The sequence below is a fragment of the Halobacillus sp. Marseille-Q1614 genome (assembly GCF_902809865.1).
In the GTDB taxonomy this organism is placed as follows: Bacteria; Bacillota; Bacilli; order Bacillales; family Halobacillaceae; genus Halobacillus_A.
Map to the genome: position 1 here is coordinate 1,098,118 of NZ_CADDWH010000001.1, position 12,988 is coordinate 1,111,105.

Annotated in this window: 10 protein-coding genes; 7 read left to right on the forward strand and 3 right to left on the reverse strand. The window is 42.0% G+C overall.

The features are described 5' to 3' along the window. Positions 1 to 4: 4 nt before the first annotated feature. From recN to HUS26_RS05500, 4 genes are all read left to right on the forward strand, one after another. Positions 5 to 1,738 (forward strand): DNA repair protein RecN, encoded by a 1,734-nt coding sequence (gene recN, locus HUS26_RS05485; protein ID WP_173916197.1) that lies wholly within the window; start codon positions 5 to 7, stop codon positions 1,736 to 1,738. A 164-nt stretch (positions 1,739 to 1,902) separates the two neighbouring features. Beyond that, positions 1,903 to 3,144, forward strand: coding sequence for a SpoIVB peptidase (gene spoIVB / locus HUS26_RS05490; RefSeq protein ID WP_256371056.1), 1,242 nt, complete (start codon positions 1,903 to 1,905; stop codon positions 3,142 to 3,144). A 233-nt stretch (positions 3,145 to 3,377) separates the two neighbouring features. After that, positions 3,378 to 4,151 (forward strand): sporulation transcription factor Spo0A, encoded by a 774-nt coding sequence (gene spo0A / locus HUS26_RS05495; protein WP_173916198.1) that lies wholly within the window; start codon positions 3,378 to 3,380, stop codon positions 4,149 to 4,151. A 106-nt stretch (positions 4,152 to 4,257) separates the two neighbouring features. Continuing rightward, the gene (locus tag HUS26_RS05500; protein WP_173916199.1) at positions 4,258 to 5,604 is read left to right on the forward strand and encodes an aspartate kinase; all 1,347 of its coding nucleotides are present in this window, start codon (positions 4,258 to 4,260) and stop codon (positions 5,602 to 5,604) included. 198 nt (positions 5,605 to 5,802) lie between these two features. On the opposite strand, the gene HUS26_RS05505 is transcribed toward HUS26_RS05500, so the two are convergent. Genes HUS26_RS05505 through HUS26_RS05515 form a run of 3 tightly spaced genes read right to left on the reverse strand, consistent with a single transcriptional unit; the run spans position 5,803 to position 8,748 of the window. After that, positions 5,803 to 6,540, reverse strand: coding sequence for a PolC-type DNA polymerase III (locus tag HUS26_RS05505; protein ID WP_173916200.1), 738 nt, complete (start codon positions 6,538 to 6,540; stop codon positions 5,803 to 5,805). 2 nt (positions 6,541 to 6,542) lie between these two features. Beyond that, the gene (locus HUS26_RS05510) at positions 6,543 to 8,459 is read right to left on the reverse strand and encodes a DUF294 nucleotidyltransferase-like domain-containing protein (RefSeq protein WP_173916201.1); all 1,917 of its coding nucleotides are present in this window, start codon (positions 8,457 to 8,459) and stop codon (positions 6,543 to 6,545) included. Positions 8,460 to 8,514: 55 nt separating this feature from the next. Then, on the reverse strand, positions 8,515 to 8,748 hold the full coding sequence (locus HUS26_RS05515) for a DUF2627 domain-containing protein (protein ID WP_173916202.1): 234 nt from the start codon (positions 8,746 to 8,748) through the stop codon (positions 8,515 to 8,517). 136 nt (positions 8,749 to 8,884) lie between these two features. Here HUS26_RS05515 and HUS26_RS05520 point away from each other — a divergent pair, with 136 nt between their 5' ends. Genes HUS26_RS05520 through bcd form a run of 3 tightly spaced genes read left to right on the forward strand, consistent with a single transcriptional unit; the run spans position 8,885 to position 12,979 of the window. Continuing rightward, on the forward strand, positions 8,885 to 10,951 hold the full coding sequence (locus HUS26_RS05520) for a sigma-54-dependent Fis family transcriptional regulator (protein ID WP_173918748.1): 2,067 nt from the start codon (positions 8,885 to 8,887) through the stop codon (positions 10,949 to 10,951). 18 nt (positions 10,952 to 10,969) lie between these two features. After that, positions 10,970 to 11,872 (forward strand): phosphate butyryltransferase, encoded by a 903-nt coding sequence (yqiS, locus tag HUS26_RS05525; protein WP_173916203.1) that lies wholly within the window; start codon positions 10,970 to 10,972, stop codon positions 11,870 to 11,872. A 12-nt stretch (positions 11,873 to 11,884) separates the two neighbouring features. Next, complete coding sequence (gene bcd / locus HUS26_RS05530; protein ID WP_173916204.1) at positions 11,885 to 12,979, forward strand: branched-chain amino acid dehydrogenase; 1,095 nt, start codon at positions 11,885 to 11,887, stop codon at positions 12,977 to 12,979. The last annotated feature ends 9 nt before the right edge of the window (positions 12,980 to 12,988 follow it).

Below are 12,988 nucleotides of genomic sequence, written 5' to 3' on the forward strand. Positions count from 1 at the left end.
CTTCATGCTAACAGAATTATCGATTAAAGACTTTGCGATTATTGATGAAGTGTCTATAACATTTAATGAAGGACTAACCGTGCTGACGGGAGAAACAGGTGCTGGGAAATCCATTATTATTGACGCTATTCAGTTGCTGTCAGGATCTAGAGGCTCTGTTGAATTTGTTCGCCACGGTACAAATAAAGCCTCCATTGAAGGGTTATTCTCTATAGAGCCTAACCATCCTGTATATCAAAAGGGTGAAGAGTTTGGCATAGAGATCGAAGAAGATGGAATGGTTGTTCTTCAGAGAACCATTACCAGTCAGGGGAAAAGCATCTGCCGAATTAACGGCAAGCTGGTAACGCTCGCAATCCTTAAAGAATTTGGACGTTCTCTGATCGATATTCACTCTCAGCATGAAACTCAGTCATTAATGGACCCGGACCGTCATATTGAGCTTCTGGACTTATATGCAAGCTCTGAATTAAAACGTACGAAAGAAGAGTATAATAAAGCATACCAGGAGTTCCTTTCTTTACGTAAGCGATTTAAGGAACTAGGAGAAAATGAACAGGAAATCGCTCAGCGCCTCGATTTATTGGAATTTCAGCTGAAAGAGCTGCAGCAGGCGGAGTTAACGCCGTTAGAAGATGAGGAGCTCGAAGACGAACGTAAGAAGCTGATGAACTATGAGAAGGTGTATCAAGGCATACATGATTCCTATTATTCCCTGTATGGAGAGCAAAGAGGACTGGACTGGCTGAGCCACTCGATGTCGGCTTTAGAGAGTGCGGCTAATTATGATGAGCAGACTGCTAAGCTGTCCGAAGAGCTTACGAATGCCTACTACATAATTGAAGAGATCTCTTTTCAATTGAGCACACAGATGTCGGAATTAGAATTCGATCCAGAGCGGCTGAATCAGATTGAATCGCGGCTCGATGAACTTAATCGATTGAAGAAGAAATACGGAGCCACTGTAGAAGAAATGATGGAATATGCTTCTAAAATTGAAGAAGAAATCGATGAGATTACGAATAAAGATCTTCACCTTAATCGATTGGAAGCAGATATAGAAGAGGCCGGAAAAGACGCGGTCCTAGAAGCAAAGCAGCTCCATGAGACGCGCACGAAATCGGCGAAGAAGCTTGCAAAGTCAATATTCAGTGAGTTAAAAGATCTCTTTTTAGAAAAAGCCGCCTTTGAGGTTGATTTTTCCTATAAAGAAGGAAAAGGGCAGGACCCTGAACTGGACGGCCAAAAAATCCAGTTAAATAAAAACGGAATCGACTATATCACTTTCTTAATTACTACCAATCCCGGTGAACCCTTAAAAGAAATTCATAAAACCGCTTCAGGCGGAGAGCTTTCGAGGATCATGCTCGCTTTAAAACACATTTTTTCCCGCCATCAGGGAGTGACCAGTGTGATTTTTGATGAGGTCGACACGGGTGTAAGCGGACGTGTGGCTCAGGCGATTGCTGAAAAAATACACGGGATTTCGGAAGGATCCCAAGTCCTGTGTATTTCCCATCTGCCTCAAGTTGCAGCGATGGCGGATACGCACATAAGAATTGAAAAACAAGTGAAAAATAACCGTACATCAACAAAAGTTTATGAACTGACGAAAGATGAAAAAGCAGATGAAATATCAAGAATGATCACGGGTGCTGAATTAACGGATACGACGTTAGAGCATGCCAGAGAGCTTTTATCACTAGCCGAAAAACATAAATCGAAGTCACCGTCTTAGAAACGCATGAAACTTTCATGCGTTTTTTCTTTTGGTGAATGTTTCAAGGTGAGGGAAAGCATCCTATAATTTCTGTGATTATGCTCGTTTAAAAAGCAGTCATCAAGCCAACATTATAAGTAAGCCAATTGTTTGGTTCAGGAGTAAAAAAGGAGTGTTTAATTTTGTTTCAAAAAGAACATCTAAAGTATTTTTGTGGCTCCCTGCTCCTGTTGATGATGCTTGTCATTCCATTCTTGACCCCACTTCAAGAGTATATTTCCATTCCAACAGAAGTGAGAGTAACCACTTCTCAGGCAGGTATAGAAAGCAGTTCAGATCCGATACCGGCATTTTCTTCCAAAGAAATGGACACGGCTGCGGATTCCGTATTCCACGAGTATGCAGGTCTTCCTGTTAAAAAGACACAGATGAAGCCAGTAAAAGACTTACGCCTCGTCCCTGGCGGACATTCGGTAGGAGTAGAACTGCAGACTAAAGGAGTTCTCGTCGTTGGACACCACCTTGTTAGTGAAAACAATGAAAGACAAACATCACCGGGAGAGAATGCAGATATTCAAATCGGAGACATTCTTTTAAAAGGGAATGGCAAAGAATTGAATCATATGGAGGATTTATCATCCCTAGTTGATCAGTCAGGTAAAAATAATGAAGAAATAACCTTTCAAGTAAAAAGAGGAGAGGAGACGTTCGAAACCTCTATCACCCCTACTATTAATAAGCAGGACAATGAATATCAGATCGGTTTGTACGTAAGAGATTCGGCAGCAGGTATCGGCACGATGACGTTTTATGATCCTGTAACAAAGAAATATGGCGCTTTAGGCCATGTAATTGCAGATATGGATACAAAAAGACCAATCGAAATTCATGAAGGAACGATCGTCAATTCCAGGGTCACCTCGATTGAAAAAGGCGGACAGGGAGTACCGGGAGAAAAGAAAGCCGAGTTTTCCCTTACCGATGACCGTATGGGTACAATTACGAAAAACAGCTCATTTGGAGTATTTGGCTCATTGGAAACCCCGATTTTAAATGAGAAATATAAAAAAGGCCTTCCTATCGGGTATGCAGAAGAAATTAAAGAAGGACCTGCAGAAATTTTAACCGTGCTTGAAGGCAGTAAACTGCAGTCCTTTGACGTGGAAATTGTCCGCAATATGCCGAAAGATTCTCCGGTGACCAAAGGTATGATTGTGAAAATCACCGATCCAGAGCTCCTCAAGAAAACGGGAGGCATTGTTCAAGGAATGAGCGGAAGTCCGATTGTTCAGGACGGTAAGATAATTGGAGCTGTAACGCACGTGTTTGTAAACGACCCTACTTCGGGATATGGCGTGCACATTGAATGGATGCTTGAAGAAGCAGGAATCAATGTATATGAGGAAGAAAAGAAAGTAAGTTAAATGAGAGAGCTTCCTAGAGGCTCTCTTTTTTTGTGTTCGACCAATTTCGACAAACTAAACAGTCTGGTTGTTGAATTTTATCGAATAACAAAGAAAATAAGAGTATTTAGAAGCATTTAAAAGATAATCTTATTTTTTGTAAAAATATTTGCTATAATAAAAAGGGTTACAATTGTAAATGTCGAATTAGTTAACTACAGGACAGGATAATTCTGTAAGGAGGAAGGAAATAAATGGATAAAATAAAGGTTTGTTTAGCGGATGATAATCGTGAACTGGTGCGGCTGTTAGAGGAGTACTTTACCGATGCGCAGGGAATTGAAGTCATTGGAACAGCATATAACGGAAGAGACTGCTTGGAAATGTTGAATTCGAAGGACCCGGATGTGCTCATCCTTGATATCATTATGCCTCATGTAGATGGACTTGCTGTGCTGCAGGAGCTTAATGGCAAAAAAGGTTCCCCAGAGGTCATCATGCTGACAGCTTTTGGACAGGAAGAAGTAACGAAAAAGGCAGTAGAACTAGGCGCAGCCTACTTCATGATGAAACCATTTGATTTAGATCATTTATGTGAGCAGGTTAGACAAATCAAACATGTCGGAGATCCGATTAATCGTGCAATGGGCAGCAGTTATACGAAGTCGAAAAAGCCTGATTTAGATACGAGTATTACTCATATCATTCATGAAGTCGGTGTTCCTGCCCATATTAAAGGCTACCTTTATTTGAGAGAAGCTATTACAATGGTTTACACTGATATCGATTTGCTCGGTTCGATTACCAAAGTCCTTTATCCTGATATTGCTTCCAAATATAATACGACTGCTTCCCGTGTAGAAAGAGCTATTCGACATGCAATTGAAGTAGCGTGGAACAGAGGAAACATTGATGCCATTTCATCTTTATTCGGCTATACGATTTCTTCTACAAAAGCGAAACCGACAAACAGCGAATTTATCGCGATGGTAGCAGACCGTTTACGGCTTGAGCATAAAGCATCTTAAAATTCTCCCCCTCATACACTGAGGGGGATTTTTATTTCATCTTCTTGTCGGATTATGATACAATTCTTAATTATTAAACACTTTAGCAAAATAGGGAGTTGTACATATGAAAGTCGTTAAGTTTGGCGGCAGCTCAGTTGCCGATGCCAGTCAATTAAGAAAAGTAACAGAAATTATTAAATCTGACGAGGAAAGAAAAGCAATTGTCGTGTCCGCACCTGGTAAGCGGCACAGTGATGATACGAAAACAACTGATTTACTTATTGCTCTTGGGGAGTCAGTGCAGGTCAGCGGACAAAACGAAGACCTTTATAATCAGGTGGTCGAAAGGTTTGCTTCCATCATTAGAGAACTAGAAGTGAGCGAGTCTGTTCTTGAAAAAATTAAACAGAACATCGATCAAGCCTGCGACCTGTTAAAAACTGACAGCAAAAGAGGTATGGATGCAATAAAATCATGCGGGGAAGATGGAACAGCACGAATTTTAAGTGCCTATTTAAACAAAAGGGAACTAGAATCTTATTATGTAAACCCGAAAGAAGCAGGAATTTTAGTCAGTGATGAACCAGGCGGTGCTCTCGTATTAGATGAAAGCTTCGAGCGGCTGTACACCTTAAGAGAAAGGCAGGGTGTACTCGTCATTCCAGGTTTTTTTGGATACACGCTGCAGGATGAGCTGGTAACTTTTTCACGAGGGGGCTCTGATATAACAGGCTCAATCGTTGCCGCAGGGATGAAGGCATCTCTATACGAGAACTTCACGGATGTGGATTCAGTCTATTGTGTCAACCCAATGATTGTTGACCAGCCAAAAGAATTGAAGGCATTAACCTATAGAGAAATGCGTGAGCTTTCCTATGCAGGCTTTTCCGTATTCCATGATGAAGCGCTGATCCCAGCCTTTAAAGAGAAAATTCCTGTATGTATTAAAAACACAAATAATCCTGGAGGCGAAGGGACAATGATCGTCTCTGATCTTCCAGAAAGAGAAGGATACGTGGCAGGAATTGCGAGTGACTCCGGTTTTATCAATTTATACGTAAGTAAGTATTTAATGAACCGTGAAATTGGATTTGGCCGCAGGCTTCTGCAAATTCTTGAAGAAGAAGGCATTTCGTTTGAACATGCACCTTCAGGGATCGACGATATGTCCGTTATTATCAGAGAACATCAATTGCCGCTAGAGAAAGAGGAAATTGTTAAGGAAAGAATTATAAACGAGTTAAATGTAGATACCATCACAATCGAAAGAGATATGGCGATGATCATGATTGTCGGAGAGGGAATGAACGAAGCAGTCGGTATTGCCAGTAAAGCAGCGACAGCCTTTAGAGACGCTAATATTAATATTGACATGATTAACCAGGGATCTTCTGAAGTTTCGATGATGTTTGGAATCAATTCTGCAGACTTAGAAGAAGCGGTCCGCTCGTTATACCGAGCATTCTTTTAAAAAAATTCCTCCTATAGCTGAGATAAATAAATTTCCTCTTTAATTTTTTAGGTAGCGAATGCTGCGAGACTCCAGTCGGAAAACGAGCGATCGAGAACCCCGCAGTGTGGATAAATGGCTATGGCGTTCGTCCTGGCGTATCCGCTCTCAGGGAGAAAAATAATATTAAAAGGAAAGTGAGAAGCCAATTAAGGCTTCTCACTTTTTTTGTTCTATATTGGATAACGTGTCATTTAACTCATTAAATGTAAGGATATTCTTTTTCATTATTGTCGTCAGCAGTTCTCTGAACAGCTCGGCTGTCATAATGGAGTCGTTTAGGGCGTGATGACGCTCTAGCTTCGGAATAGAAAACTTTCTAAGCAACGGATCAAGCTGATAATGCTTTCTTTCAGGGAAGAGCCATTTAGCCATTAACTGCGAATCAATAACAGGAGGAGAGTAATCAGGTAGTTTCCAGCGTTTGAGCATCGCCTTCATAAACCTCATGTCAAACTTTGCGGGATAGGCAACGAGTACGGAACCTCGGCTGAACTCAAGAAACCTGTCAAAGGCTTCTAAGAAGGACGGTGCCTTATCGATCTGCTCCCTGCTTAAACCAGTCAATTTAAGAGTATGATTTCTTACTGGACGAATCGGTTTAACCACTTGATGGAAGGTTTCATGATGGTACGTATCGAGTCCCTCCATACGTACAGCTCCAATTGATATAATTTCATGACCAATTTCAGGAAGAAATCCTGTCGTTTCGAGGTCAAATACTGTATAAGTAATATTAGTTAAAGGCTGATTCCCCGGCGTTCCGTGTACCTCCTGGGAAAGCTTTTCCCTTAGGTCTAAATAATTGCCCGTTGTTAAATAAGGGCGGATTTTATAAGCATAAATGGGCTTTTCAAAAAAGAAATACTTTAATATTTGTAAATCGATTGGCAGCACTGCTACACCACCCGATTTCGGTTATAGCTTAATTCCAGCACTTGCTGCAGGCGTTTAGCTATATTTAAAGCTTCTCTAAGGGAGCGTCTTTCTTCCTTATTTAACTGGGTTAACCGGAGCTCATTAGTAAGAGGTTCGTCATTCTCCAGCTGTCGCAGGTTCTCTTTTAATCGAAAAGCCATGAGTTTATGAAGAGCCAATTTAGTATTTTCAGCGTCTCGCGGGTGGAAACGTTCTTGCTCTGCCATTATATCTAAACGACTGATCGTATTTATGTTTTCTATTCCATATTTCATGCTGTAAATGCGTATCGTATTTACAATTTGCATAATCGCTGATTTTTTTAAGTTCAAGGTCTTTCTTTTGCCGACTCCTGTAATGCGTCCAAAGGGCTGAACAGGGACCCGGAATCGTAAAGTGTCTTTCATCAGCAGCTGGTGAAGGCCCAGCGAATTCTGTATGCGGCGGGTTACATATTTCTTTAAATCATATGCCAGTGAGAAATCACCGAATATCGGGCGGAAGTCCATAAATATCGTGAAATCCCTGATTTCTTCGGCATCCATCTTTTTAATCCAGCGATCAATGCTCGCATACCAATGGGTCTTCGTCTGCCTCCACTTTTCCTCACGTGCCATAATATTTCCGGAACAATAAGGAAAGCCGCAGGCATTAAGCATGTCATTAATCTTTTCTGCGAAAATTTTAAAATAATGATCGATCTGTTCTTTGTGTAAGGAATGTTCAAAATCGGCCAGGATCATACCATTATCCTGATCCGTGGAGAAGGCCTGTTCTTTACGTCCTTCACTTCCCATGACAATAAAACAGTAATTTATCGGTGGAGCACCGTATCCTTCTGCGATCATTTCATCTTCAGCTATTTGAATAATTTGCTTATGAATCCGGTCATTGTAATTAGTCATTAATTCTGCAATATCATAAGCAAGCATATGGTCATCCATTAAACTTTTGACGAAGCTTTGAAAACGCGAATTATAGACGGGTGACAGCGGCTTTATCTCTTCCGCCGTCAACGCATTTGAAATCCTGTAAGTAAGGTCAAAATAAATCGAGTTTTTGATCGTAAAAAAGGAGGACTGCCTTAGGATCCCGACTATTTTATCTTTATGATGGACAGGGATGATTTCAGTCGGATGGTGTTTTAAGTAGCTGAGTGCATCATAGATGAATTCCTGGTCGCTGATAAAATAGGGTTCTTCGGTCATATGAAGATAGACAGGGTCGGTATGATTATTTTCAAAGTATGCCTTTAGAAGTTCTCCGTACCCGATCATGCCTAAAAGGGTCTGTCGATCTTCGCTCACAAGCAAGGCTTCGACTTTTTCCTGCTGCAGCAGTCGCGCTGCTTTTTCAATCGAATCCTGCGGATGAATGAATGTCGGGGTTTCCATGTAAGCGCCTGCGCGCTTTTTGTACAGCTCGCGGTCATCTGCTTCATCCGTGGTAGAACTCTTATATTTCACTTCGTCATATAGACTTTTCATTAAATGGCTGATGCTGTCCATAACGACTTTTGAAAACTGGGTATTCTCTGACATCACTTTAAGGAAAGTTTCCCTGTCAAATTTCAAAGTTTTCAACGGTTCTAGAGCTTGTACAGAAAATCTCATTTCTCCGCTCGTCAGCAGGATCATAACTCCGATTAAATCACCAGGGTAATAAAATCTTACAGAAAGCTGGCGGCCGTTGGAACGGTGCATAATATTTTTCGCTAACCCGGTAACGAGAAAATGTATATCGATGGAATCATCATTCTGATCTTCGTGAATAATAAATTCATTCTCACTGTATTCTTTTTCTTCTGCAAAACTGAAAATTTGACTGAATTGATCTTCAGTCAGCAGATCAAAAGGGTATTGATTTTTATAAAAGTGGGTAAGGTCTGGGCTTGTCATTTTTCAAAACTCCTTTAAATACGCTTATCGCTGAAAAAAGCAGAGCGGGAATACTCTACTTTTTCTTGAAACGGCCTTTTGTTAGATTTCGCTTTCGGTCACGGTGAAGGATAAAGCCTCCGATAAAGGCAACGCCTCCCACAACAAACAGCAGCCCGACGATCCCTTGAATGGCCACGTGAAAAAAGACTGGGTGAAAGACGTTAAACAGTGCGTCACGTATTAATTTTATCCCAATAACAGCAATAATACCCGGGGTTACAAGCATTAGTAATGCAATTAATCGCATAAGTCGTTCTCCTTTATTCTAAATCCTTCCCTAGTATACCAAAACAGGCATCAGCTGAAAACAAAGCAGACTATTGCCAATTCATGCAGAATAATGTACGATGAAATTACGCAAAATATTGCAGGGTGTGATCATTATGAAGCGGGTGTTAATTGTTGGAGCTGGCAAAGGCGGGTCAGCTTTATTGAAAATCTTGCACGATAGTGATCAGCTTACCGTCGCAGCGGTAATTGATCACAACCCCGGGGCAGAAGGTTTACAGATCGCTGAACGATTAGGGATTGAGACAGGCAGCGAATGGCTGGACTATATACATAAACAAATAGACATCGTCATTGAAGCGACAGGTTCTGAACTCGTGTTCGAGCAGATAAGAGAGGCTCGGCCGGCAGAAACCGTCGTTATCCCTGGATCTGTTGCCTATATCACTTCAGAACTGCTCGAGGAAAAAGAAAATTTATTAAGTAAGCTTAAAGATCAGACGAACAATCAAAACCTTATTTTAAACAGTATTCATGACGGCATGGTGGTTATTGACAGAAACGCTAATATCACCTTTCTTAATCAGAGCGGAGAAAAGATTCTTGCGAAAAAGCGGAAAGATGTGGTTGGAAAACATGTTCATTCTGTTATTCCGGCTTCAGGACTTCCGCTGCTTTTAACTACAAAGACGAAGGAAGTCAATAAAAAGCTTGTTCTTGAAAATGGAAGGAAAGTTATTACAACGCGGATTCCGCTCATTGGATCAGACAATACCCTTATCGGTGCCTATGCAGTTTTTAAAGATATTACGGAAATCGTAGGTCTGGCTGAAGAAATCACCGACCTTAAAGAAGTGAAAACAATGCTTGAAGCGATCATCCACTCATCGGATGAAGCTATCTCTGTTGTAGATGAAAATGGAAACGGTTTAATGATAAACCCTGCATACACACGAATTACGGGCTTAAAGGAAAGCGATATCGTAGGAAAACCGGCGACAGTGGATATTTCTGAAGGGGAGAGTATGCACCTTAAAGTGTTACAGACGAGGCGGGCGGTCCGCGGTGTAAGAATGAAAGTCGGACCGTTAAAGAAAGAGGTTCTCGTTAATGTTGCTCCTGTAATCGTTGATGGAAAGCTGAAAGGGAGTGTCGGCGTACTGCACGATGTCAGTGAAATCCAGTTATTGACCACTGAGCTTAAGAGGGCACGCCAGATTATCAGGAACCTTGAAGCAAAGTACACATTTGCCGATATTACCGGCGATTCTCAGGAGCTGACACTTGCTTTAGAGCAGGCAAGAGTTGGAGCTAAGACGCCGGCCACCGTACTTTTAAGAGGGGAATCAGGCACGGGAAAAGAATTATTTGCCCATGCTATCCATAATGAGAGCAATCGGAGGCATAATAAGTTTATACGGGTAAATTGTGCGGCCATTGCAGAATCGCAGCTTGAGAGTGAGCTGTTTGGGTACGAGGACGGGGCTTTCGTTGGTGCGAAGCAAGGCGGGAAAAAAGGATACTTTGAAGAAGCTCATAACGGCAGTATCTTTTTAGATGAAATCGGCGACTTGACACTGCCTATGCAGGCCAAACTGCTAAGAGTTCTTCAGGAGAAAGAAATTGTAAGAATTGGCGGCACGAAGCCGGTTATCGTTGATGTAAGGGTAATCGCAGCAACCAATGTTAATTTAGAAAAGGCTATAATGCAGAAGACATTTAGAGAAGACTTGTACTATCGACTGAATCGCCTTCCCATCTACATCCCGCCATTAAGAGAGAGAAAAGGGGATCTTGTGCCGTTAACGAACCATTTAATTCAAAAATTAAACGAGGATTACGGCCGAAACGTAAGATCTATTGATGAGGAAGCCTTCTTAAAGCTTCAGGATTATGACTGGCCGGGAAATGTACGGGAGCTCGAAAATGTGATCGGCAGGGCAATGATATTTATGGAGCATCAGGAAGAGGTTATTAAAAAATCTCACCTTCCTGCCTTAACCACCCTTTATGATCAACAGAAAGAAGAGGCCATATGGTTAGGCGGCTCTCTCCAGGAAGCAGTAGATGAATATGAAAAAGGGCTGCTTGCAGATGCTTTTAAAACCCACGATTTTAATAAAACACAGACGGCTAAAGCACTCGGGATCTCGATACGGAATCTGTATTATAAGCTTGATAAATATAATTTGAATAAAGAAAACTTGCAAGGATATTCATAGGGTTCAGGAGTTGAAGGTATGAAAAAATTACAAGAATTAATTGATCGATTACAAGGACAGCCGCCAAAGCGGGTGGCGATTGCTCAAGCTGCAGACGAAGAAGTCCTTAAAGCAGTTAAAAAAGCTTCCGATATAGGAATGGCGACATTCTTACTTACCGGAGATGTGGAAAGCATTAAACAAGCGGCACATAAAGCGGAGTTGGACCTTACCCAGCCCGCAATTACTATTGAAGGCTGCGAGGCTGCTGAAGCTTCATCAAAAGCCGTAAAAGCCGTTAAGTCCGGAGATGCACAAGTCGTCATGAAGGGCAAAGTGGATACGAAATCATTGCTGAAAGCTGTACTGAATAAAGAGAATGGGTTAAGAGGCAGAGGGGTACTGTCACATGTGGCATTATTTGAAATCCCTCACCAGGAGCGGTTGATTTTCTTAACTGATTCAGCGATGAACATTGCTCCCACTCTTGAGGAAAAGGTGCAGATTGTAAAAAACGCAGTGGGAGTAGCCGTAGAATGCGGCTGGAAAATGCCGAAAGTTGCGCCGCTTGCTGCAGTGGAAGTAATTAATCCCGCAATGCCGGCGACGTTAGATGCGGCGGCACTGACGCAGATGAACAGAAGGGGACAAATTACGAACTGTATAATTGACGGTCCTCTAGCTTTTGATAACGCCGTCAGTAAAGAAGCTGCCAGCCAAAAAAGCATTTCTTCAGAAGCAGCAGGGGCTGCTGACATACTTATGGTTCATTCGATTGAAGCAGCCAACGCCTTATATAAATCTTTTATTTACTTTGCCCAGGCAAAAGTGGCTGCCGTAATTAGCGGAGCGGAGGCCCCGATTGTGCTGACTTCAAGATCAGATTCGGCCGAAAGTAAATTATATTCTTTAGCATTAGCCTTAAATTACAGTACAAAATAGGAGGAACTACTGATGGAAATTTTTGAGTACATGAGCAAATACGATTATGAGCAGCTAGTAATGTGTCACGATAAAGCCTCTGGTTTAAAAGCGATTATTGCGATTCATGATACAACGCTTGGACCGGCCCTTGGCGGAACAAGAATGTGGACATACGCTTCAGAGGAAGCAGCGATTGAGGATGCTTTACGGCTTGCTAAAGGGATGACCTATAAAAACGCGGCAGCCGGCTTAAACTTAGGCGGAGGAAAAACCGTTATTATCGGAAACCCTAAAGAAGATAAAAATGAAGCAATGTTCAGAGCTTTCGGCCGGTACATTCAAGGGTTAAACGGCCGCTATATTACAGCGGAAGATGTAGGAACTACAGAACAGGATATGGATCTCATTCATGAAGAAACGGATTATGTAACAGGGATCTCACCTGCTTTTGGGTCTTCAGGAAACCCATCCCCGGTTACAGCCTATGGAGTATACCGAGGAATGAAAGCTGCGGCTAAAGAAGGCTTCGGCACTGATTCATTAGAAGGTAAGACCGTTGCTGTCCAGGGTGTAGGAAATGTAGCGTTTAGTCTATGCCGTCATTTACATGAAGAAGGTGCCCGCCTGATCGTAACAGACATCAACAAAGAAGCGGTTAACCGCGCAGTAGAAGAGTTCGGAGCTACAGCTGTAGAGCCTGATGAAATCTACGGAGTGGACTGTGATATATATGCGCCGTGTGCGCTTGGAGCTACGATTAACGATGAAACGCTCCAGCAGCTGAAGGCGAAAGTAATTGCCGGGGCAGCGAACAACCAGCTGAAAGAAACTAAACATGGAGACATTCTTCATGAAAGAGGCATCGTTTATACGCCTGATTATGTCATTAATGCAGGCGGGGTAATCAATGTTGCCGATGAGCTTAACGGCTACAATAAAGAAAGAGCAATGAAACGGGTAGAAACTATTTATGATAATGTAACCCGTGTGTTTGAAATTTCACGGCGCGACAATATTCCAACATATAAAGCTGCTGACCGAATGGCTGAAGAGCGAATTGAACAAATGCGTCATTCCCGCAGCCAATTCCTGCAGAACAGCCATCATATTTTAAGCAGAAGATAAGCGGAGGAT

Excerpts from the sequence above, each read along its gene's own strand:
- recN (WP_173916197.1), top strand. The coding sequence starts at position 5 with ATGCTAACAGAATTATCGATTAAAGACTTTGCGATTATTGATGAAGTG.
- spo0A (WP_173916198.1), top strand. The coding sequence starts at position 3,378 with ATGGATAAAATAAAGGTTTGTTTAGCGGATGATAATCGTGAACTGGTG.
- HUS26_RS05500 (WP_173916199.1), top strand. The coding sequence starts at position 4,258 with ATGAAAGTCGTTAAGTTTGGCGGCAGCTCAGTTGCCGATGCCAGTCAA.
- HUS26_RS05510 (WP_173916201.1), bottom strand. The coding sequence starts at position 8,459 with ATGACAAGCCCAGACCTTACCCACTTTTATAAAAATCAATACCCTTTT.
- HUS26_RS05515 (WP_173916202.1), bottom strand. The coding sequence starts at position 8,748 with ATGCGATTAATTGCATTACTAATGCTTGTAACCCCGGGTATTATTGCT.
- HUS26_RS05520 (WP_173918748.1), top strand. The coding sequence starts at position 8,885 with ATGAAGCGGGTGTTAATTGTTGGAGCTGGCAAAGGCGGGTCAGCTTTA.
- yqiS (WP_173916203.1), top strand. The coding sequence starts at position 10,970 with ATGAAAAAATTACAAGAATTAATTGATCGATTACAAGGACAGCCGCCA.
- bcd (WP_173916204.1), top strand. The coding sequence starts at position 11,885 with ATGGAAATTTTTGAGTACATGAGCAAATACGATTATGAGCAGCTAGTA.